Origin of the sequence: Sphingopyxis sp. SE2 (assembly GCF_032227185.1) — a bacterium.
Classification (GTDB): domain Bacteria; phylum Pseudomonadota; class Alphaproteobacteria; order Sphingomonadales; family Sphingomonadaceae; genus Sphingopyxis.
Genome location: NZ_JAPMXW010000001.1, coordinates 4,243,659 through 4,266,081 on the forward strand (window position 1 = coordinate 4,243,659; position 22,423 = coordinate 4,266,081).

Consider the following 22,423-nt stretch of genomic DNA (forward strand, 5'->3'; position numbering starts at 1 on the left):
GTGCGGAAGGACAGGAATTTGGCGTCGAAGGCAAAGAGTGCGGTGAAGCGCCCGTCGAAGGCGGAACAGCGCGCCGAGATGATGGAGCAGATCCTCGACACCGCCGAACTCCTGTTTTCGAAGCACGGCTTTCACGGCGTGACGCTGAAGGATGTCGCGAAACAGGTCGGGGTCCACCACACGCTGCTCAACTATTATTTCGACGACAAGCGGACGCTGTTCGACGCGGTATTCGCGCGGCGCGCTGTGGTGACGATCGACAAGCGGATGCAGGCGCTCGACGATTATGACCGCGCGGCGGGCGGCAAGCCGACGGTCGAGGGCGCGCTGCATGCCTTCCTCGACACCGACCTCGATCTCTATATTCAGGGCGGCGAAGGCTGGAAGAATTATGGCGCATTCGGCGCGCAGGCGTCGAACAGCCCCGAGGGCGCCGAGTTCATGGACAAATATTTCGACCCCGTCGTGCTCCGCCTGATCGAGATACTCAAAAAGGCGCTGCCCGACGCGGCCGAGGAAGATATTTTCTGGGGCTATCATTTCGTCACCGGCGCACTGATGCTGACGCTCGCGCGCACCGGACGCATCGACAAATTGTCGCACGGCCTGTGTCACTCGGACGATTATGAAGCGGTCAAGACGCGCATGGCGCGCTTCATGGCGGCGGGTTTCCGGGAAATCTGCGACCAGCGCAAACAGGACAGGGGCTAAAGGACTTCGCGGCGCCCGCGCACCAGCCAGTCTGCGAGATGAATGATATTCACTCACAAGTGAGTTATTATGATGAGGAAAGCGGAATGACGGACGAACTCAAGGACAGGGTGGCGATCGTGACGGGCGCCGGCAGCGGGCTCGGCCGCGCGCATGCGCTGCTGCTCGCGCGGCACGGTGCGCGCGTCGTGGTCAACGATCGCGACGGCGATGCCGCCGAACGCGTCGCGGCGGAGATCGCCGAAGCCGGCGGCCGGGCGATGGCGGTCGCTGCGTCGGTGACCGACGAGGCCGAGGTCGCGGCGATGGTCCATGCCGCGACGATGGCGTGGGGCGGCGTCGATATATTGATCAACAACGCCGGCATCCTGCGCGACAAGAGCTTCGCCAAGATGGATCTCGCCGACTTCCGCCTCGTCGTCGACGTCCATCTGATGGGCGCTGCAGTGTGTTCGAAGGCAGTATGGGACCAGATGCGCGAACGCCGCTTCGGCCGCATCGTGATGACGACCTCCTCGTCGGGCCTCTACGGCAATTTCGGGCAGGCCAATTACGGTGCGGCCAAGATGGCGCTCGTCGGGCTGATGCAGACGCTGGCGATCGAGGGCGGGAAATACAATGTTCGCGTCAACTGCCTCGCGCCGACCGCGGCGACGGCGATGACCGACGGCGTGCTCGCACCCGACGCGCTGGCGCAGCTCGCGCCCGGGGCGGTGAGCCCCGGCCTGCTTGCACTCGTGGGTGAAGATGCGCCGACGCGCGCGATCCTGTGCGCCGGGGCGGGGCATTTCGCGGCAGCGCATGTAACGCTGACCGAAGGCCTTTATGTCGGGCAGGGCGAGGGCGCGGCGCAGCGCGTCGCCGCCGAATGGGACCGCGTCGTGGATCGCGGCGGCGAAATCGTTCCGGCTTATGGTTTCACGCAGGCCGAACGCGAGCTGGCGAGCGCGGGCTTCACCGCGCCGACGATGGCGGCCGCGCGCTGAAATTCCCCGGGGGTGCGCGCGGACGGGCCACAGAGTCCGCCGCCGCTGTCGGGCTAAAATGGGAGAAGGAAGATGGCCACCGACGCGGAAGCCTTGCCGGCTGGCGGGGACAAGAAACAGAACGAAAAGCTCGTCATCGGCGCGTCGTCGCTCGGGACGGTTTTCGAATGGTATGATTTCTACCTCTACGGGCTGCTCGCCAGCGCGCTCTCGCATCATTTCTTCTCGGGCGTGAACGAGACGACGGGCTTCATCCTCGCGCTGATGGCCTTTGCTGCGGGCTTCGCGGTGCGGCCGTTCGGCGCGCTCGTCTTCGGGCGCGTCGGCGATATCGTCGGGCGCAAGAACACCTTTCTCGTCACCATGGCGATCATGGGTCTGTCGACCTTTGCCGTCGGTTTCCTGCCCGGCTACGACACGATCGGCGTCGCGGCGCCGATCATCCTGATGATCCTGCGGCTGCTCCAGGGGCTGGCGATCGGCGGCGAATATGGCGGCGCGGCGGTCTATATCGCCGAACATGCACCGCCCGGAAAGCGCGGTTTCTATACCAGCTTCATCCAGACCACGGCGATGATCGGGCTCATCCTCGCCTCGACCTTCGTCGTGTCGCTGCGGCTGTTCATGGATGCCGACACGTTCAACGACTGGGGCTGGCGTCTGCCCTTCATCTTCTCGATCGTCCTCCTGTCGGTCGCGCTGTGGATCCGCCTCCAGCTCGAAGAGAGCCCGGTCTTCCAGCGCATGAAGGCGGCGGGCGAAACGTCGAAGGCCCCGCTCAAGGAAGCCTTCGGCGAATGGCGCAACCTGAAGATCGTGCTGATCGCGCTCTTCGGCGCGGTCGCGGGGCAGGCGGTGATCGGCTTCGCCGCGCATCTCTATCCGCTCTTCTATCTCGAACGCATCGCGCGGGTCGACGGCGCGACCGCCAATTTCCTGGTCGCCGCGGCGCTGACGATCATCATCCCGAGCTTCGTCTTCTTCGGCTGGCTCAGCGACAAGATCGGGCGCAAGCCGATCATGATGACCGCCTGCGTCATCGCGGTCTTTGTCTATTTCCCGCTCTACAAGGCGCTCGTCGTCGCGGCGAACCCGGCGATGGCGGCGGCGATCGAGCGGGCGCCGGTCGCCGTGGTCGTCGATGGCGGCGAATGTTCGTTCCAGTTCGATCCGATCGGCAAGAACAGCTTCGACACCACGAGCTGCGACATCGCCAAATCCTATCTCGCCAGGAACGGCATCAACTATGCGAATGTCGAGGCCCCGGCGGGAACGCGCGCATCGGTGCGGGTCGGCGACCGGGCGGTCGCGGTCCCCGACCCCGCAGGGCTGGACAAGGAGGCGCGCGCCGCGGCGGTCGCCGCCTTTAGCGCCGAGGCCAAGGCCGCGCTCGACGCCGCGGGCTATCCCGACAAGGCCGATCCGGCGCAGGTGAACAAGACGAAGGTGATCCTGATCCTCTGCATCTTCGGCCTGCTCGCGACGATGGTCTACGGCCCGCTCGCGGCCTTGCTCGTCGAACTGTTTCCGGCGCGCATCCGCTACAGCTCGCTGTCCTTGCCCTATCATATCGGCAATGGCTGGATCGGCGGTTTCATGCCGACGATCGGCTTCGCGATGGTCGCGGCGACGGGCAATATCTATCAGGGTCTATGGTATGCTGTGGTGATCGCGGCGGTCACTGCGGTGGTCGGTATCCTCTTCCTGCCCGAAACCTTCAAGCGGGACATCGAAGCGTAGAAGTCAGGCGGCGGCGGTGACGAGCAATTGCCTAAACGCCGCCGTCGTTGCGGCGACCGCCGCCGCATCGACGCAGCGCGCGTCGTCGCCTTCGACATGGTGGAAGCGATGCACCCCGAACAGCCCGGCCACCGAGGGATAGCCCGCCTTGATGATCGCGGTCAGTTCGCCGGCCGAAATCCGGTCGCTGGCATAGGGCGCCTCGAGACCCGCAAGGCCCGCGAACAGCCGCCGCGCCGCGGGTAGCAGCGGCGGGCTGACCACCAGATAGCGCTGCGAATCGGTGCCGGGAAGCGGTGCAAGGCCGAACAGCCCCTCGTGCCAGTCGCGGGCCGCCAGATTGGCGCCGAGGTGCAGCCAGAAATGCGTTTCGGCGGGTTTGGGCGCTACGGCCTTCAGCGATTCTTCGGCGCCCAGATTTTCATACTCATGTCCGCTGTTGCACAGAAAAGCGATGTCATGGTCCGGGAAGGCCGCCGGCGCCCGGCGCGCGAGGTCGAGCCATGCGGCAACGCCGCCGCCGCGCTCGCCGCCGCAGACGGTCCAGCCCGAGCGCGGAGTCGAGACGACGAGCCAGCGCCGCTTGCCGCGGTCGAGCCGGCCGATGACGTTGAACGCCGCGCGCCGCCCGCCGCGGCCCGCCAGCGTCACGCGCGCGGGCTCGCGCCGCATCGCGGCGGCAAGGAAGGGCGCGGCCTCGGCAGGGGCAAGCAGCCCGACCGGTCCCGCGAACATCGGCGCGCGGCCGTCGGCGTTGAGCGCGATTACCTGTCCGGTCGGGCCGTTGGTGATAATCACCGCCGCCTTTGCGCCGCCCGCGAAGGCGGCATCGACCGGCGCGCGTACCGGCTTCGGCAGCGCCGACGACCAGCGCCCATAGGGCAGGTCGACGATCGCGATCGCGCCCGCAAGCGGCGCGTCGGTCTGGCCATGCGCATCGACGCGGACGAGCGGTCCGGATACGCCTCCGTTGGGGGTCGGGGTGACGATTGGCTGCGGATGCAGCGGCGCGCGCCTTTCGCCCGCCACGATTTCGCAGCCTTCTCCTTCGAACCAAGGGACGGAGATCGGCAGTCTCTCGACCGCGAAGCCCGCACGGTCGAGCTCGGTCGCCAGCCAATGGCCGCAGGCGGTGTCGCCCGCACCGCCCGACTGCTTGTTGCCGAAGCCGATATAGGTCGAGAGGTCGGCGGCGATCGCATTCGGCGCGGTCGCTGCGTCAACATGCACCGCCGTCGCGATCGGCAACGCCGTCGCCCCGGCCAGAAAGCCGCGCCGCGTGGGTTTCGTCATCTCGGCTCTCCCGCATCCATTCGATCGATCGCGCGCTGTCCGTGCTTGATATTCACTCGCGTGTGAGCGTAAGTCGGGTGCAGGACGATGGCAAGCATCGCCGAGGGGAGCCATGTTGATGAAGGATATTGCGGCATTGCGCCGGCATTTCGCCTTGACCCTTTTCCTGCTTGCGGGCGTTGGGGGCGGCGCAGCCTTCGCCGCCGAAGCGCCGGCCGCGACCGTCGCCGAGGGCCGCGTCGCGGGCGTCCGCGAGGACGGGCTGCGCGTCTTTCGCGGCATCCCCTATGCCGCGCCGCCGGTCGGCGAACGCCGCTGGCGCCCGCCCGCGCCTCCGGAAAAATGGGAGGGTGTTCGCGAAGCGCCGGCCTTCGGTCCCGACTGCGTCCAGCCCTCCTATCCCGCCGCGAGCGTCTATTTCGAGCCGCCGCGTCCGATGCGCGAGGATTGCCTGACGCTCAATGTCTGGGCGCCCGAAAGCACCGACGGCGCGCCGGTGATCGTCTGGATCCACGGCGGCGCGCTGCAATTCGGATCGAGCGCCAGCCCGATGTACGACGGCGGCGAATTTGCGAGGCGCGGCATTGTCTTCGTGTCGATCAATTACCGGCTCGGCGTCCTCGGCTGGCTCGCGCATTCCGCGCTCAGCGCCGAATCGCCCGAAGGCGTATCGGGCAATTACGGCCTGCTCGACCAGATCGCGGCGCTGCAATGGGTGCGGCGCAATATCGGCGCGTTCGGCGGCGATCCGGCGAATGTCACCGTGATGGGCGAGTCCGCGGGCGCGCTCAGCGCCACCTATCTGCTCGCCAGCCCGCGCGCGAAGGGGTTGTTCGCGAAAGCGATCGTCCAGAGCACGAACATGCGCGCCGTACCGCATCTCCGCGATGCGGCCTTTGGCATGCCGTCCGCCGAGGCGACCGGAACCGCGCTTGTCGCCAGCCTGGGCGTGACCGACCTCGCGGCGCTCCGCCGCGCCGATCCAAAGGCGCTTGTCGCCGCCGGGCTGCGTGCGCGCTTCGTCGCGCAGCCGGTGATCGACGGCGCCGTCGTGCCCGGTCAACTCGTCGATATTTTCGACCGCGGGGAGCAAGCGAAAGTGCCCGTGCTCGCGGGCTTCAACAGCGGCGAGGTGCGCAGCCAGCGTGCGCTGGTCCCTCCGGTTCCCGCCGATGCCGCGACCTACGAGGCCGAAATCGCGCGGCGCTTCGGCGATCTCGCGCCCGCTTTCCTGCGGCTCTATCCCGCGTCGGACCGCGAAGAGAGTCTGCTCGCCGCGACGCGCGACGCCGTCTATGGCTGGGCGACCGAGCGGCTCGTGCGGCAGCAGGCACGCGCCGGTCAGCCCGCCTATCTCTATCTTTTCGATCATTGCTACGCCGCGGCGCGTGCGCGGTCTCTCTGCGCTTTTCACGCCGGCGAGTTGCCCTTCGTTTTCGGCGTTGCAGGACGTCCGTTCGGCGGCCTCTCCAATTGGCCGATGCCGGCCGGCGAAGAGGATCGCGCGCTGGCGCGGCAGATGGTCGGCTATTGGGCGGCCTTCGCCGCGCACGGCGCCCCTTCGGCGGACGGTGCGCCGGCATGGCCCGCCTATGGCAAGGCGGAGAATTTCATGCGGTTCGGCGCTCGTCCGGTAGCTGGGCGCGATATGCTGCCGGGCATGTTCGAATTTCAGGAGGAGGTCATGCAGCGCCGCCGCGGCGCCGGCGAGCAATGGTTCACCAACACGAGCCCCCTCCCGAACCAAAGACTCATGGATTAGCACCCGCCGCTATGCTTTAATCGGCGCGCAATGGCCGAGCAGAAACCCCGGTACAAAACCTATGACAGCCCCGCCGGCGGCTGGGGCGCCGCGGCGGCGACCGCGAAGGTTCTGCTCGAACAGAGCGTCGTCACCAAGGGGTCGCGCGCGCTGCTCTCGATGAACCAGCCCGGCGGGTTCAAATGCCCGAGCTGCGCCTTCCCCGATGCGAGCTGTACCAAGAAGCTCGAATTCTGCGAAAATGGTGCGAAGGCGCTCGCGCACGAGGCGACGAAATTCCGTGTGACACGCGAATTTTTCGCGCAGCACAGCGTCACCGAGTTGATGGAACAGTCGGATTATTGGCTCGAGATGCAGGGCCGGCTGACCGAACCGATGCGTTACGACGCGGCGACCGATCGTTATGTACCCGTAAGCTGGGAGGACGCTTTCGCGCTCATCGGCGGCCATCTCCGCGCGCTCGAAAGCCCCGATCAGGCCGAATTCTACACCTCGGGCCGCACCGCGAACGAGACCGCTTTTCTCTATTCGATCTTCGTGCGCGAATATGGCACGAACAATTTTCCCGACTGTTCGAACATGTGCCACGAACCGACGAGCCGCGGGCTGCCGCCGTCGATCGGCGTCGGCAAGGGCACGGTGATCCTGGGCGACTTCGAACATGCCGAGGCGATCTTCCTGATCGGGCATAACGCCGGGACCAACGCGCCGCGCATGATGACCCCGCTCGTCGAGGCGCGAAAACGCGGGGTGCCGATCGTCGCGGTCAACCCGATGCCCGAACGCGCGCTGATCAAATTCACCGAGCCGCAGGACATCGTCCAGATGGCGACCTTCGGCTCGACCGAGATCAGCAGCGAATTCGTCCATATCAAGGTCGGCGGCGACCTCGCGTTGCTCAAGGGCATGATGAAAGTGCTGTTCGAGCGCGAAGCGGCGGGCGAGCCGGTGCTCGATCACGCCTTCATCGCCGAACATACGTCGGGTTTCGACGCACTCAAGGCCGATATCGAGGCGCAGCGCTGGCCCGACCTCGTCGCCGCGGCGGGGATCGGCGAGGCACAGATCCGCCGCTGCGCCGAAATCTATATCGCCTCGAACGCGACGCTCATCTGCTACGGCATGGGCGTGACCCAGCATCAGCGGGGGTCCGAGCTCGTCCAGCAGATCGCCAACCTGCTCTTGCTCAAGGGCAATTTCGGTAAGCCCGGCGCGGGCATTTCGCCGATCCGCGGCCATTCGAACGTGCAGGGCGACCGCACCGTCGGGATCGACGAGAAACCGGCTCAGGCCTATCTCGACCGGGTGCGCGACGTCTTCGGTTTCGAGCCGCCGCGCGGGCACGGTCACCACGCGGTCGAGTCGGTCGAGGCGATGCTGGCAGGCACCGCAAAGGTCTTCATCGGCCTCGGCGGCAATTTCGTCCGCGCGGTGCCCGACACCGACCGCTCATATGCCGCGATGCGGGGGCTCGACCTCACCGTCGGCATCGCGACCAAGCTCAACCGTGGGCACCTCGTCCACGGCAGGGATGCGTTGATCTTGCCCGTCGTCGCGCGCTCCGAACGCATCGAGACCGCGAAGGGCGAGCAGTTCGTGACGATCGAGGATTCGATGTCGAACGTCACCGCCTCGCGCGGCGTGCTCGACCCCGCGAGCGAGCATCTGTTGCCCGAGACCGAGATCGTCTGCCGGATGGCGATGGCGACATTGCCGGAGAGCAAGGTCGATTGGGCCAGTTATATCGACGATTACGGCCTGATCCGCGACAAGATCGCCGAGGTCTATCCCGCGCTCTACGAAGGATTTTCGGAACGCATCAAGGCGCCGATGGGGTTTCACCTCGACATTCCGCCGCGCCGCCGCGTCTGGGTGACGCGGGACGGCAAGGCGAATTTTCTCGTCCTGCCGGGGCTCGACGTCAACGCGCCGGTCGCCGATCCCGCCATGTTGCGGCTCGCGACGGTGCGTTCGCACGACCAGTTCAACACGACGATCTACAGCTACAACGACCGCTATCGCGGCGTGTATAACGACCGCATGATCCTCTTCATGAACGCCGACGACATCGCAGATCGGGGACTCGAGGCAGGCGCGAAGGTTGCGCTCGAAACGATCGGAACCGATGGCATCGCGCGCCGCGTCGACGGGCTCACGATCATCGACTATCCGATGTCGCGCGGGTCGGTCGCGGGCTATTACCCCGAACTCAACCCGCTGATGCCGCTGGGCTTTTACGACAAGGTCAGCGGTTGTCCGGCGGCAAAATCGGTTCCCGTGCGCGTCGTCGCGGCGCGCTAGAGCATGATCATTTTTGACTTGATCGTCATCCCGGCGAAGGCCGGGATCTCGCCGGTGAGTCATATCGCAACGATGAGATCCCGGCCTTCGCCGGGATGACGAGACAAGGGAAGCGGTATTTCAGTCTAACCCGCTCCTACTTTAGCCCTTCTCACCCGCCAGCCGGTCCAGATCGGCGGGGCTGTTGATATTGGGCGGCACGAAATCGCACGTCACCGCGCGCGCGCCGATCCGCCGGGCAAAGGCACGCACCGCCAGGTCGCTTTCGCTCTCGAGCATTGCCCGCAGCGTCTCCAGCGCCGAAACCGGCCACAGTCCGATCACCGGCTGGCTGTCCAGAAAGGCGGGCGCGGGTTCGAGCAGCGCGCGCAGATCGGGGGGCAGGCGCACGCAGTCGACCGATACGGTCAGCAACTGGTCGAACCCGCCGGCCGCCGCATGGCCGAGCGCGCCCGCAAAGGCGCCGAGCGGCCCCATGCCAGGGCGTGGCCAGTCGGCGATCCCGCCGTCGCGGCCGACGATGACGAGCGCGTCGCAGTGCGGCGCAAGCGCCCCCGACGCATGATCGAGCAGCGTCCGCCCAGCCAGCATCGCGCACGCCTTGTCCGACCCGAAGCGGCTCGACCGCCCGCCCGCGAGCACTGCGCCGAGCGTTCTCATGCGATCATCCCGTGCGGATCGCCGATCACCAGCGCCGAATCCGGCCGCGCCAGCGCGACGAGCGTCAGCCCCGCCGCCGCCGCGCGCTCCGCCGCCAGGCTCGTCGGCGCCGAGATGGTCACGAGCATCGGACACCCCGCGCGCACCGTCTTTTCGACGAGCTCGTAACTGCAGCGCGCCGACAGCAGGAAAAAGCCCGCCCCCGGATTGATGCCCGCGCGCGCCAGCGCGCCGACCAGCTTGTCGAGCGCATTGTGCCGCCCGACGTCCTCGCGCACGAGCCGGATCGTGCCGTCGGGCGAACAGAAAGCCGCGGCATGCACCGCACCCGTCGCGCGCCCGAGCGGCTGATGTTCGCCGAGCGCCGCGAGCGCCGCCGCGATGGCGCGGCGGTCGGTCCTGATCCGCGCCGCGACCGCAGGCAAGGGGCGCAGCACCTCCTCGATATTCTCGATCCCGCAGAGCCCGCAACTGCTCTCGCTCACCCGCTTGCGCGCGCGGTCTAGCGCGATGGCATTGCGCTCGGGCGGCAACCAGATGCGCAGCGCCCGGCCGCCCTCGATCGCATGCACATCGACGCGACCGATCTGGCTCGGCGTCTCGATCAGCCCCTCGCCCAGCGCAAAGCCGACCGCATAATCCTCCAGATCGGCGGGAGTCGCCATCATCACCGCATAGGCGATGCCGCCGACCTCGACCGACACCGGCGCCTCAGTTGCAATACTGCGCGTCAGCTCGGCGTCGCCGGGTTCGGCAAGGCCGAGACGGCGGACGGGGAGGTCGATTGTATCGTTGGTCATGGATGCACGATAGCCCATCGGTATCGGCTTGTCCCGACCGGGCGGCTTCGGGGCGGGGAGCTGTCATTAATATCCTCCCTGCGGCGAAGCCGTGGGGAGGGGGACCGACCGCGGAGTGGTTGGTGGAGGGGCGACGACGTTGCGCCATAGCCCCCTCCGTCAGCGCTTCGCGCTGCCACGTCCCCATCGCTACGCGACAGGGAGGAGCAAATGGCCGCAACCGGTCGCAACCCGTCCCCCCAATTTTTTTGCGCAGAGACGCAGAGAATCGGCATGAAAATCTCTGCGCTCTCTGCGCAGAATCTTAATTCTGCGCGAATCTCAATAATGGCCTGATGGCAACTTCCGGCCGTTCCCTGCCAACCCCAATCACCCCCCACGCCCCAGCCGCTCGACAAGGAAGTCGACGAACACCCGCACCCGCGCCGGCGTGTTCGCGCCGCCTGCGAACACCGCATGGATCGCCTCGATATCGCCCGGATTATAATCCTCAAGTATCGGCACCAAGGCTCCGGAATCGATCTGGTCGGCGATGCTGAACGCCCCGACGCGCGCGATGCCGACCCCCGCCGCCGCCAATTGCCCCAACGTCTCGCCATTATTCGCCTCGATATTGCCCTGCACCGACAGCGCATATTCCCGGTCGCCGTCGCGGAACGGCCACACCGGCTCAGCGCGGCGGAAGTTGAAATTCAGGCAATTATGGTCGTGCAGGTCCTCGGGCACGCGCGGCGTACCGTGCGCCGCCAGATAGGCGGGGGAGGCGACGATGACGCGGCGGCTTTCGCCGAGCTTGCGCGCGGTCAGTGGGCTGTCGGCGAGCGGGCCGAAGCGGATCGCGACGTCGGCCTGTCCCGCCGCGATATCGACCAGCCGGTCGGCAAGGCTGATGTCGACGAGGATGTGCGGATAGAGTTTCACGAACTCGCCGATCAGCGGCACGATCGTCAGCCGCCCGTGCGCCTGCGCCGCGCTGACGCGCAGCCGCCCGCGCGGCGCGCCCTGATCGGCGATCGCCTGTTCGGCATCGCCGAGGTCGGCAAGGATGCGCCGCGCCGCGCGCAGATAGGCCTCGCCCTCGGGGGTCAGCGTCAGCGAGCGCGTCGAGCGGAGCAACAGGCGGACGCCCAGCCGCGCCTCGATCCGGTCGATCGTGCGGCTGACCGCCGACGGCGTCAGGCCAAGACAGCGCCCGGCCCCCGAAAAACTGCCCTCGGCCACCGTCGCGGCAAAAACTTCCATCGATCGCGCGCGGTCGCCGCTTCCGTCCATCTTTGCGTTCATTTCAAAAATCCTTCGCTTTGCGCGACGCTACTCCGGCCATGCACGTGCGTCCATCTATGCGTTCGACACGCAATCGAAAGGGCAAGATCATGGAATATCGCCAATTGGGATCGTCGGGGCTGCGCGTTCCGGCCTTGAGCTTCGGAACCGGGACCTTCGGCGGGCAGGGGCCGCTGTTCAGCGCGTGGGGCACCAGCGATGCGGCCGAGGCGCGGCGTCTGATCGACATCAGCCTCGATGCCGGGGTCACGCTGTTCGACACCGCCGACGTCTATTCGAATGGCGCGTCGGAGGAGATTTTGGGCGAAGCGATCAAGGGGCGCCGCGATGCAGTGCTGATCTCGACCAAGACCGGGCTACCGATGGGCGACGGGCCGCAGGACTGGGGTGCGTCGCGCAGCCGGCTGATCCGCGCGGTCGAGGATGCGCTCCGCCGGCTCGGCACCGATCATATCGACCTGCTCCAGCTCCACGCCTTCGACGCCTCGACCCCGGTCGAAGAATTGATGGATACGCTCGCGACGCTGATCGCGGCGGGCAAGCTGCGCTACGCCGGCGTCTCCAACTATCCCGGCTGGCAACTCATGAAGGCACAGGCCGCCGCCGACCGGTTCGGCACCCCTCGCTTCGTCGCGCATCAGGTCTATTATTCGCTGATCGGGCGTGCCTATGAAGCCGACCTGATGCCGCTCGCCGCCGATCAGGGTATCGGTGCGCTCGTCTGGAGCCCGCTCGGCTGGGGACGCCTCACTGGCAAGATCGGGCGCGGGCGTCCGCTCCCTGCGGGCAGCCGCCTCCACGACACCGAACAGTTCGCGCCGCCGGTGAGCGAAGATCTGCTCTACCGCGTGATCGATGCGCTGGAGGCCGTCGCTGCCGAAACCGGCAAGACGGTGCCGCAGGTCGCGATCAACTGGCTGCTCCGGCGCCCGACCGTGTCGTCGGTGATCATCGGCGCACGCAACGAGGAACAGCTTCGCCAGAATCTCGGCGCGGTCGGCTGGGAACTGACCGCAGACCAAGTGGCGGCGCTCGACGCCGCAAGCGATGTCCTGCCGCCCTATCCGCACACACCCTACCGGCAACAGGCGGGCTTCGCGCGCCTCAATCCGCCGCTCGTCTGATCGGAACAACCGACATGAAAATCAACTTTCCCCTCCTTGCGCTCGCGACCGGTGCCTTCGGTATCGGCATCACCGAATTTGCCCCGATGGGGCTGCTCCCCGACATGGCCGAAGGGCTGGGGGTTTCGATCCCGGCCGCCGGGCTGCTCGTTTCGGCCTATGCGCTCGGCGTGATGCTCGGCGCGCCGCTGATGACGCTCACCACCGCGCGGATGAACCGCCGCACCCTGCTGATCGGGCTGATGGCGATCTTCACGCTCGGCAATTTCCTTTCCGCCGTCGCGGGCGATTACACGACGCTGATGGTCGCGCGCGTCATCACCTCGCTCAACCACGGCGCCTTTTTCGGCGTCGGTTCGGTAGTCGCGGCGAGTCTTGTCGCGCCTGAAAAGCGTGCGAGCGCGGTCGCGGCGATGTTCATGGGGCTGACGCTCGCCAATGTCATCGGGGTGCCGCTCGCGCCCTGGGTCGGCGAGACGTTCGGCTGGCGCACCGCCTTTGGCGCGATCGCCGTCTGGGGCCTGATCACGATGGCGGCGCTGCGCTTTGCGCTTCCCGACATCGGCCGCGATACGGGCGGCAATATGCTCGCCGAACTCGGCGTGCTGAAGCGCCGCGAGGTGCTGATCGCGCTCGCTTTGACCGCGATCGGTTCGTCGGCGATGTTCACGGTCTTCACTTACATCGCGCCGATCCTGACCGAAGCGACGCATGCAGGGACACTGTTCGTGACCGCGATGCTGGTGATTTACGGGCTCGGCCTCACCGCCGGAAACTGGCTCGGCGGTGTCTTTGCCGACAAGTCGATCGACCGCACCCTGATCGTCTCGCTCGCCGGGCTCGCCGCGACGCTCGTCATCTTCGCGGGCGCGATGTTCCAGCCACTTGCGGCGGCGGTCACCATCTTCGTCTGGGGTGTCGCGACCTTCGCCATCGTCCCGCCGCTCCAGATGCGCGTGATGGAGGCGGCGTCCGACGCCCCCAATCTGGCCTCGGCGGTCAATATCGGCGCCTTCAACCTCGGCAACGCCGTCGGCGCCGCGGTCGGGGGCGGGGTAATCGGCCTCGGGCTCGGCTATCCGGCGGTATCGTTCGCGGGAGCGGCGATGGCGCTTGGCGGTTTGGCGATCGTGTTCGCGACGCGGGCGCGGCCCGCCGCCTCGCTCGCGCAAGCCTGACGATTGCCATTCCCGCCGCTTGGCCTATGCAATCGGCGACATGAAGATCCCGATTCTCGCCGTCCTGACGGGCAAGGCGCGCCCCTTTCGCGGCGACGAGCCGAGCGCGATCGGCAAGCTGCCGGTTGCCGATGCGGTTGCGGTCGACGCGATGGGGCTCGTCGGCGATGAACAGGCCGACCGCAGCGTCCATGGCGGCATCGACAAGGCGATCCACCATTATCCCGCCGACCATTATGACTGGTGGCGCGGTCAGCTCGGTACCGCGCCGCTGCTCGATGCGGCGGGCGCGTTCGGCGAGAATATCTCGACCATCGGCCTCGACGAAAACAGCGTCTTCCTCGGCGACCGCTTCCGCCTCGGCACCGCGCTGGTCGAAGTCACGCAGGCGCGCCAGCCGTGCTGGAAGCTCGACCATCGTTTCGAAACCAAGGGCGTGATGGCGGGGGTAGTGAAGACGCGACGCTCGGGCTGGTATTACCGTGTGCTCGAACCCGGCACCGTTCGCGCGGGCGACGATTTGGAGCTGGTCGACCGGCCGTATCCCGAATGGCCGCTCGCCTCGCTCTTCGGCCTGCTGATCGGTGGCGAGGCGAAGGATCGCGTCGCCGATCTCCGCGCACTCCGTGACGTGCCCGTGCTTGCCGAAACATGGAAGGTCCGCCGCGCCAAGCTCGCCGAGCAGTTCGGCGCGGATTAGGGCATCGCGGTTAGACCCGGATTACGTCCTTTATTTCCGCTCGCCCTGAGCTTGTCGAAGGGCCGTTCTTCTCCGCTAAGGCTGAAAGAGAGGACGGCCCTTCGACAAGCTCAGGGCGAACGGTTGATGGTTCTCAGTCGCCCCGTTCGCTATCGCAAAGCGCTTCGGCGGCAATCCGACATGGCGGGTAAAGGCCGTGCTGAACGCGCTCGCCGAGCCATAGCCGACGCGCGCGGCAATCTCGTCGAGCTTGCCCGCGCGGCGGCGCAGCAAATCCTTGGCGATGCTCATCCGCCAGCCCTGCAGATATTCCATCGGCGGCACGCCGACGGTGCGTGCAAAGCGCTCGAAGAAAGCCGAGCGCGACAGCGCGGCTTCCTTCGCGAGCGCCGCGACCGTCCACGGCCGCGCGGGCGCGCCGTGGATCTGCCGGATCGCCGCCGCCAGCCGCGGATCGCCAAGGCCGCGCAGCAGCCCCGGCGGCGCATCGTCGCCCTCGACCGATCGCAGCGCCTCGACGATCAGCACCTCGACCAGCCGCGACAGGATCAGGTCGCATCCCGGCCGCTCTTCGCCCGCCTCCTCGCGCACCAGCCGTACCAGCGTCGCCAGCCGCTCGGCACCGCGGAGATGAATGAGCGCGGGAAGCTGCGACACCAGCAGCGCGGCGTCGGGCGATTCAAAGACGAAATAGCCGCCGAGCATCGTCACATCGGGCGCGCCCTCCTGCCGGCCGTGGCGCACTTCGCCGGTCAGGTCCGTCGCCGCGTGCGGATCGATCTCGACCGGCTCGGCGGGCTCGAACCCTCCCATGGTGAAGCCGGGCGTCGCGGGCAGGAACACGAAATCGCCCGCCTCGATCGTCACCGGATCGGCGCCATCGACCGACAGGCGGCAGCGTCCCTCGGTCACCGTGCAGAACCCCGGATGTCCGAAATCGCCATAGCGCACCGCCCAGCGTCCGGCGCCGCTGATCGCTTTCGCAAACACCGTGCGCGGGCGCAGCAGCGCGATAAGATCGGACAGGGGATCAGCCATATGGACTATCTCACATGAAATACGGATTTCAGATTATAGATCGTCCGCAAATGGCCGTCTAGGTTCCTTTCACCAACCACGAAGGGAAGACCCATGCAGACCATCCTCATCACCGGCTGTTCGTCGGGCTATGGCCTCGAAACCGCGCGCCATTTCCACGCGCTCGGCTGGAATGTGGTCGCCACCATGCGCAAGCCGCGCCGCGATCTCTTCCCGGCGTCGGAGCGCCTTCGCGTCGTCGCGCTCGACGTCACCGATCCCGACAGCATCGCGCTTGCGCTCGAACTGGCCGGCCCGATCGACGTGCTCGTCAACAATGCCGGCATCGGCCTGTTCGGCGCGCTCGAACATTCGCCGTTTCAGAAGATCCGCGATATTTTCGAAACCAATACGCTCGGCACGATTGCGATGACGCAGGCGGCGATCCCGCGGATGCGGGCACGCGGTTCGGGCGTCATCGTCAACATCACCTCGTCGGCGACGCTCGCGCCCTTTCCGCTCGCTGCCGCCTATACGGGCAGCAAGACCGCGATTCAGGGCTTCACGCGCAGCCTTGCGCACGAACTGGCGCCGCTCGGCATCGCGGTGAAACTCGTCGAGCCCGGCTATGGCCCGACCACCGCTTTCACGCAGAACACCGAGATCCGGCTCGAAGACGTGCTGCCCGAACCCTATTGGTCCTATGCGCAGCCGATCCTGGCCGGCATGACCGAACCGTCGCTGTTCACGACCGAGGCCGATGTTGCCGAGGCGGTGTGGCAGGCGGTGCACGACCGGAACGGCCGTCCCCATTTTCCGGCAGGTGCCGATGCGCTCGCGCTGGTCGAATGAGAGCGATCAAACCGTCGAGCGTTCGTCGAAATGAGCGGGGTCGGCGACCCGGGCTTCGACGACGAGCCGCTCGGCCTGTTCGGCAAGGCGTGCGACCTCGCCGGGCGTGAAATGCAGCCCCAGCTTGCTCCGCCTCCAGAGAATGTCGTCGGTTGTACGTGCCCATTCGTGCCGAACCATCCAGCGGACTTCGGCGACGCTCAGCCCATGCGCAATCTCGCCGCCGAGATCGTCCCAGCCCGTCGCCCCCGCCAGCCATTCGCGCGCATCGGTACCATAGGCCTTGACGATGCGGTCGACCGTCGCGGCGGGAAGAAATGGGTAAGCGAGTTTATATTCGGCCTTCAGCAAGGCGGCGCCATCGGCGGGGAAATCGCCGCCGGGCAGCGGGGCTTTCGCCGTCCAGCGCTTTCCCGAAAGCGCGGAAACATGGCCGGCCAGCCGGTCGACCGCCTCTTCGGCGACATGGCGATAGCTGGTGATCTTGCCGCCATAGATGGTGAGGAGGGGCGCCCCTTCATCCATGTCGAGGTCGATGCGATATCCGCGCGTCGCGGCTTCGGGGCGCCCCGATCCGTCCTCGATCAGTGGGCGGACGCCCGAATAGGTCCAGACGACATCGGCGGGGGTGACGGGCGTGCGGAAATAGAGGCTCGCGCCTTCGCAGAGATAGGCGATCTCTTCGTCGCTCGCCTCCGCTTCGCTCGCCGGACCGTCATGGTCCTGGTCGGTCGTCCCGATCAGGGTGAAATCGCGCTCATAGGGAATGGCGAAAAAGATGCGCCCGTCGGGGAGCTGGAAGAAATAGGCATAGTCATGCTCGAACAGCCGCCGCACGACGACGTGCGAGCCGCGGACGAGGCGCATCCGGTGATCGGGTTCGGCATCGGCGCGCCGCAGCACGTCGAGCACCGCGGGCCCCGCTGCGTTGACGACGCTGCGGCCGGTGAAGCGATAATGCTGCCCCTGATCGCCCACCGCATCGACGATCCACAGCCCGTTCTCGCAGCGCAGCATTTCGGCGCGCGTGCGCGTGCGTATCCGCGCGCCATGGTCGGCGGCGTCACGCGCGTTGAGCGCCACGAGCCGGGCATCGTCGACCCAGCCGTCCGAATATTCGAACCCGCGAACATATTGCGGCTGGAGCGGTCCGCCCGCGGCATGGCGGCGGAGATCGATGGAGCGCGTCGCGGGCAGTTTCTCGCGGCCGCCGATATGGTCGTAGAGAAACAGTCCGAGCCTGAGCAGCCAGCGCGGGCGCAGCCCGTCGCGATAGGGCAGGACAAAGCGCATCGGATGGATGATATGCGGCGCGATCCCCCACAATCGCTCGCGCTCCTTCAGCGCCTCGCGCACCAGGGCGAATTCATAATGTTCGAGATAGCGCAGCCCGCCATGGATGAGCTTGGTCGATTTCGACGATGTGCCCTGCGCAAGGTCGCCCGCCTCGATCAGCACGACCCGCGCGCCGCGGCCGGCGGCATCGCGCGCGACGCCCGCGCCGTTGACGCCGCCGCCGACGACGATGACATCATAAGGGGGGGCGCTGTCGGGCATCATTTTTCCCTATGGCAGCGTTACCCGATTTGCCAAGCTCCCGACATCGTATGCGGCTTACGTATGCGCGTTGCATTCGCGGGGTGCATCCTCCAATTCTGAAAGACCATCCAAGGGGACTATAGTGAGCGTGAAAGTCGAAACCCTGATCCTGTTCGGCGCAACGGGCGATCTTGCGCAGCGCATGCTCTTCCCCTCGCTCTACAATCTTCATGTCGACGGGCTGCTCGAAGATGCGCTGACGATCGTCGCGTCGGGGCGGTCGAAAATGGATCGCGACGGCTGCCATGCGATGGTACGCGAGGCGCTCGCCGACCATCTGGCCGACGACCGGCTCGATGATGGGCAGATCGCCGGCTTCCTGGGCCGCATCGATTATTGTGCGGTCGATGCGGGCGCGGGCACCGGCTATGACGAACTCGCGGCGCAGCTCGGCGATCGCCTCGGCCGCCCGATCGGCGCCTATCTTTCGACCCCGCCATCGATGTTCGGCCCGATCGCGCAGGGGCTTAAAAGCGCGAACATCGCTTGCGCCGACTGCCGCATCGCGATGGAAAAGCCGATCGGTCACGATCTCGCCTCGTCGCGCGCGGTGAATGCCGAGGTCGGCGACGCCTTCGCCGAGGACCGCGTCTTCCGCATCGACCATTATCTCGGCAAGGAAACGGTCCAGAACCTCCTCGCGCTGCGCTTCGCCAACATGCTCTTCGAGCCGCTGTGGAACGCGCAGGCGATCGACCATGTCCAGATCACCGTCGCCGAGACCGTCGGGCTCGAAGGCCGCGTTTCCTATTATGACGGCGTCGGCGCGCTCAAGGACATGGTGCAGAACCATATGCTCCAGCTGCTCGCGATCATCGCGATGGAGCCGCCCGCGAGCGTCTCGTCGACCGCGGTGCGCGACGAGAAGGTCAAGCTGCTTCGCAGCCTGCGCAAGATGACCGCCGACGATGTGAAGACGCATAGCGTGAAGGGGCAGTATACAAGCGGCGCGGTGGGCGGCGGCGCGGTCGCGGGCTATGCCGACGAGCTCGGCAATCCGTCGAACACCGAAACCTTCGTCGCCATCAAGGCGTTCATCGACAATTGGCGCTGGAAGGGCGTGCCCTTTTACCTGCGCACCGGCAAACGGATGCCGCAGCGCAAGTCGGAGGTGCTGATCCAGTTCAAGCCGGTGCCGCACAATATTTTCGCGCGCGTCGGCGCGGGCAAATTGAATGCGAACAGCATGATCATCAACCTCCAGCCCGAAGAGAATATCCGGGTCAAGGTAATGGCGAAGCAGCCGGGGCTCGACCGCGAGGGCGTGAAGCTGAAAGAAGTGACGATGGACGTCTCGCTCTCGCACAGCTTCGCCGGCGAGCGGCGCCGCATCGCCTACGAGCGGCTGCTGCTCGATTTCATCGAGGGCGACCAGACTTTGTTCGTACGGCGCGACGAGGTCGAGGCGCAGTGGCAGTGGATCGATTCGATCCGCGACGCCTGGGCTGCCGTAGACATGGCGCCGCAGAATTACACCGCGGGCAGCTGGGGCCCGTCGAGCGCGATCGCGCTGATCGAACGCGACGGAGCGAGTTGGCATGATTGAGGCCGCCCCAAAGCTTCTCCCCTTGGGGGAGAAGGATACGAAGCCTCGGCGCTCAGCGACTAGGCGTAGTTGGATGAGGGGTTCCACCGCCGCTTTCGCACGCCACGTCCGGACCCCTCACCCAGCTTCGACTAGGCAGCAAGCTGCCAAGTCTGCGCAACCCTCTCCCTCAAGGGGAGAGGGGATTGGATTTTCTTATGACTGATCTCCACCCGACCATCGCCGCGGTCACCGACCGCATCATCGCCCGCAGCGCGCCGCGCCGCGCCGCCTATCTCGACCTGATGGAGCGCCAGCGCGACGCCGGCACCAACCGCGGCAACCTGTCGTGCGGTAACCTCGCGCACGGCTTCGCGGCGTCGGGCGAGGACAAGCCCGCCATTCGCACCGGCACGGCGATGAACATCGGCATCGTCACCAGCTACAACGACATGCTCTCGGCGCATCAGCCCTATGGCCGCTACCCCGAGCAGATTAAATTATTCGCGCGCGAAGTGGGCGTTACCGCGCAGGTCGCGGGCGGCGTTCCCGCGATGTGCGACGGCGTGACGCAGGGGCAGGCGGGCATGGACCTGTCGCTGTTCAGCCGCGACAATATCGCGCAGGGCACGGTGATTGCGCTCAGCCACGCGATGTTCGAAGGCGCGCTGCTGCTCGGCATCTGCGACAAGATCGTCCCCGGGCTGCTGATCGGCGCGCTGCGCTTCGGCCATCTGCCGCAGATCCTCGTCCCCGCGGGGCCGATGCCATCGGGCCTCGCAAACAAGGAAAAGCAGCGCGTCCGCCAGCTCTATGCCGAGGGCAAGGCAAGCCGCGACGAACTGCTCGAGGCCGAGGCCGCCTCCTATCATGGCGCGGGCACCTGCACCTTCTACGGCACCGCGAACTCGAACCAGATGATGATGGAGCTGATGGGGCTGCACATCCCCGGCAGCGCCTTCACCAACCCCGGCACCAAGCTGCGGCAGGAACTGACGCGCGCCGCGACTCACCGGATCGCCGGGATCGGCTGGGACGGCAGTGATTATCGCCCGCTCTCGCGCTGTATCGACGAAAAGGCGATCGTCAACGCCGCGATCGGCCTGCTCGCCACCGGCGGCTCGACCAACCATGCGATCCATCTGCCCGCCATCGCGCGCGCGGCGGGGATCGTCATCGACTGGCAGGACTTCGACGAGCTCAGCCATGCGGTGCCGCTGCTCGCGCGCGTCTATCCGAACGGCGCCGGCGACGTGAACAATTTCCACGCCGCGGGCGGGATCGGCTATGTCGTGAAGGAATTGCTCGGCGCCGGGCTGCTTCACGGCGATGTGCTTACCGTCGGCGGGACGATGGCCGACTATGCCGCCGAACCCGTGCTCGTGAACGACGAGCTCCACTGGCAGGCGGCGCCCGAAACGAGCCGCGACGATACGATGCTGCGCCCTGTCGCGGCGCCCTTCTCGCCCGACGGCGGGATGCGGCTGCTGGCGGGCAATCTCGGCCGCGCGATCATCAAGACGAGCGCGGTTGCCGAGGATCGCTGGACGATCGAGGCGCCGTGCCGGATCTTCGACGACCAGAATCAGGTGCTCACCGCATTCAAGGCGGGCGAGCTCGAACGCGACGTCGTCGTCGTCGTCCGCTTCCAGGGACCGCGCGCCAACGGCATGCCCGAACTGCACAAGCTGACCCCGGCGCTCGGGGTTTTGCAGGACAAGGGCTTTCGCGTCGCGCTTCTCACCGACGGCCGCATGTCGGGCGCGAGCGGCAAGGTGCCGGCGGTGATCCACCTGTCTCCCGAGGCGCTGCCCGGCCCCGGCGGGATCAGCGGCCCGCTCGCCTATTTGCAGGACGGCGACATCGTCCGCGTGTGCGCGGTGAAGGGCGAAGTCGTCGCGCTGGTGGGCGAAGCCGAATGGGCGGCGCGCCAGCCCGCCGCCGCGCCCCCGCCGGCTGTCGGCGTCGGCCGCGAACTCTTCGCGCTGTTCCGCCATCACGCCGACGAGGCGGAGAAGGGCGGCTCGGCGGTGCTCGCGGCGATGGAAGCCGTCATTTAATTTCCGTCATCCCGGCGAAGGGTGTTCAGAGGCACGTCACTCTGAAACACGATCTCGACGGTGCGTTATAACGATAGGGTGAGATCCCGGCTTTCGCCGGGATGACGAAGAAAGTGAGATAGAATGTCCGACAGCGGTATCGAACAGATCATGGCGCTAGCGCCGGTCATCCCGGTGATCGTCATCGACCGCGTCGAGGATGCGGTGCCGATGGCCGAGGCGCTCGTCGCGGGCGGGCTCACGGTGCTCGAGGTGACGATGCGCACCCCCGCCGCGCTCGACGCGATCCGGGCGATGAAGAAGGTCCCGGGCGCGGTCGTCGGCGCGGGAACGGTGCTCAACCCGCGGATGCTCAGGGACGCGATCGACGCGGGCTCCGAATTCATCGTGTCGCCCGGCCTCACCGACAGCCTGGGCGAGGCGGCGGTCGCAAGCGGCATTCCCTTCCTGCCCGGCGTCGCCAATGCGTCGAACATCATGGCGGGGCTCGACCTCGGGCTCGACAGCTTCAAATTCTTCCCCGCGGCGACGAGCGGCGGCATCCCGGCGCTGAAGGCGCTCGCGGGTCCGTTCGGCGGGATCAATTTCTGCCCGACCGGCGGGATCAGCGCCGCCACCGCCCCCGAGTGGCTCGCGCTGGATCCGGTGCTCTGCGTCGGCGGCAGCTGGGTCGTTCCGTCGGGGCCGCTCGACACGGTGAAGATCGAGGCGTTGGCGCGCGAGGCATCGGCACTTTCGGGCCATTGATTAACCCCATCTTACCTGTCATCGTGCAGGGATAAGGCGGCAATAAGCCGTTGGTGGGGAGATGCGCGTGCCGAGGCCGCAGCC

The 22,423-nt window shown here is 66.8% G+C and carries 18 protein-coding genes; 12 read left to right on the forward strand and 6 right to left on the reverse strand.

Features of this window, described 5'->3' with window-relative positions:
- Positions 1-18 precede the first annotated feature (18 nt).
- The 3 genes from OVY29_RS20145 (at position 19) to OVY29_RS20155 (ending at position 3,437) form a co-directional block, all read left to right on the forward strand.
- Positions 19-711, forward strand: coding sequence for a TetR/AcrR family transcriptional regulator (locus tag OVY29_RS20145; protein ID WP_313911998.1), 693 nt, complete (start codon positions 19-21; stop codon positions 709-711).
- Positions 712-797: 86 nt separating this feature from the next.
- Positions 798-1,697, forward strand: coding sequence for an SDR family NAD(P)-dependent oxidoreductase (locus OVY29_RS20150; protein WP_313911999.1), 900 nt, complete (start codon positions 798-800; stop codon positions 1,695-1,697).
- 72 nt (positions 1,698-1,769) lie between these two features.
- Positions 1,770-3,437, forward strand: a complete 1,668-nt coding sequence (locus OVY29_RS20155) for an MFS transporter (protein ID WP_313912000.1) — start codon at positions 1,770-1,772, stop codon at positions 3,435-3,437.
- Between the two features lie 3 nt (positions 3,438-3,440).
- On the opposite strand, the gene OVY29_RS20160 is transcribed toward OVY29_RS20155, so the two are convergent.
- The gene (locus OVY29_RS20160) at positions 3,441-4,730 is read right to left on the reverse strand and encodes a hypothetical protein (RefSeq protein WP_313912001.1); all 1,290 of its coding nucleotides are present in this window, start codon (positions 4,728-4,730) and stop codon (positions 3,441-3,443) included.
- 118 nt (positions 4,731-4,848) lie between these two features.
- Here OVY29_RS20160 and OVY29_RS20165 point away from each other — a divergent pair, with 118 nt between their 5' ends.
- Both OVY29_RS20165 and OVY29_RS20170 read left to right on the forward strand, forming a co-directional pair.
- Positions 4,849-6,492 carry a carboxylesterase family protein gene (locus OVY29_RS20165; protein ID WP_313912002.1) on the forward strand — a complete coding sequence of 548 codons (1,644 nt, stop codon included), beginning with the start codon at positions 4,849-4,851 and terminating at the stop codon, positions 6,490-6,492.
- Between the two features lie 30 nt (positions 6,493-6,522).
- Entirely contained in the window at positions 6,523-8,793 is a 2,271-nt protein-coding gene (locus OVY29_RS20170) for an FdhF/YdeP family oxidoreductase (protein ID WP_037553610.1), read from the forward strand.
- A gap of 141 nt (positions 8,794-8,934) precedes the next feature.
- Here OVY29_RS20170 and OVY29_RS20175 read toward each other — a convergent pair whose 3' ends face one another.
- From OVY29_RS20175 to OVY29_RS20185, 3 genes are all read right to left on the reverse strand, one after another.
- Positions 8,935-9,453 carry a molybdenum cofactor guanylyltransferase gene (locus OVY29_RS20175; protein ID WP_037553609.1) on the reverse strand — a complete coding sequence of 173 codons (519 nt, stop codon included), beginning with the start codon at positions 9,451-9,453 and terminating at the stop codon, positions 8,935-8,937.
- The gene (gene fdhD / locus OVY29_RS20180) at positions 9,450-10,253 is read right to left on the reverse strand and encodes a formate dehydrogenase accessory sulfurtransferase FdhD (protein WP_037553608.1); all 804 of its coding nucleotides are present in this window, start codon (positions 10,251-10,253) and stop codon (positions 9,450-9,452) included. The genes OVY29_RS20175 and fdhD overlap by 4 nt, the downstream gene beginning before the upstream one ends.
- 369 nt (positions 10,254-10,622) lie before the next feature.
- Positions 10,623-11,537: a LysR family transcriptional regulator gene (locus OVY29_RS20185; RefSeq protein ID WP_313912003.1), complete on the reverse strand. Its 915-nt coding sequence runs from the start codon at positions 11,535-11,537 to the stop codon at positions 10,623-10,625.
- Positions 11,538-11,626: 89 nt separating this feature from the next.
- Here OVY29_RS20185 and OVY29_RS20190 point away from each other — a divergent pair, with 89 nt between their 5' ends.
- From OVY29_RS20190 to OVY29_RS20200, 3 genes are read left to right on the forward strand one after another with little or no spacing between them, the layout of a single operon-like run.
- The gene (locus OVY29_RS20190) at positions 11,627-12,661 is read left to right on the forward strand and encodes an aldo/keto reductase (protein WP_037553688.1); all 1,035 of its coding nucleotides are present in this window, start codon (positions 11,627-11,629) and stop codon (positions 12,659-12,661) included.
- A 14-nt stretch (positions 12,662-12,675) separates the two neighbouring features.
- Positions 12,676-13,839 (forward strand): MFS transporter, encoded by a 1,164-nt coding sequence (locus OVY29_RS20195; protein ID WP_037553606.1) that lies wholly within the window; start codon positions 12,676-12,678, stop codon positions 13,837-13,839.
- Between the two features lie 40 nt (positions 13,840-13,879).
- The gene (locus tag OVY29_RS20200; protein WP_037553686.1) at positions 13,880-14,539 is read left to right on the forward strand and encodes an MOSC domain-containing protein; all 660 of its coding nucleotides are present in this window, start codon (positions 13,880-13,882) and stop codon (positions 14,537-14,539) included.
- A gap of 75 nt (positions 14,540-14,614) precedes the next feature.
- Here OVY29_RS20200 and OVY29_RS20205 read toward each other — a convergent pair whose 3' ends face one another.
- A complete protein-coding gene (locus OVY29_RS20205) occupies positions 14,615-15,577 on the reverse strand; it encodes an AraC family transcriptional regulator (protein ID WP_081932966.1) in 963 nt (320 codons plus the stop codon).
- A 93-nt stretch (positions 15,578-15,670) separates the two neighbouring features.
- On the opposite strand from OVY29_RS20205, the gene OVY29_RS20210 reads away from it, so the two are divergent.
- Positions 15,671-16,408 carry an SDR family oxidoreductase gene (locus tag OVY29_RS20210; protein WP_313912004.1) on the forward strand — a complete coding sequence of 246 codons (738 nt, stop codon included), beginning with the start codon at positions 15,671-15,673 and terminating at the stop codon, positions 16,406-16,408.
- A gap of 6 nt (positions 16,409-16,414) precedes the next feature.
- Here OVY29_RS20210 and glpD read toward each other — a convergent pair whose 3' ends face one another.
- Entirely contained in the window at positions 16,415-17,965 is a 1,551-nt protein-coding gene (glpD, locus tag OVY29_RS20215; protein WP_313912005.1) for a glycerol-3-phosphate dehydrogenase, read from the reverse strand.
- A 184-nt stretch (positions 17,966-18,149) separates the two neighbouring features.
- Here glpD and zwf point away from each other — a divergent pair, with 184 nt between their 5' ends.
- The 3 genes from zwf (at position 18,150) to eda (ending at position 22,339) form a co-directional block, all read left to right on the forward strand.
- A complete protein-coding gene (gene zwf / locus OVY29_RS20220; RefSeq protein WP_052182008.1) occupies positions 18,150-19,553 on the forward strand; it encodes a glucose-6-phosphate dehydrogenase in 1,404 nt (467 codons plus the stop codon).
- A 197-nt stretch (positions 19,554-19,750) separates the two neighbouring features.
- Positions 19,751-21,592: a phosphogluconate dehydratase gene (gene edd / locus OVY29_RS20225; protein ID WP_037553602.1), complete on the forward strand. Its 1,842-nt coding sequence runs from the start codon at positions 19,751-19,753 to the stop codon at positions 21,590-21,592.
- A gap of 123 nt (positions 21,593-21,715) precedes the next feature.
- Positions 21,716-22,339, forward strand: a complete 624-nt coding sequence (gene eda, locus OVY29_RS20230) for a bifunctional 4-hydroxy-2-oxoglutarate aldolase/2-dehydro-3-deoxy-phosphogluconate aldolase (protein WP_037553600.1) — start codon at positions 21,716-21,718, stop codon at positions 22,337-22,339.
- Positions 22,340-22,423: the final 84 nt, after the last annotated feature.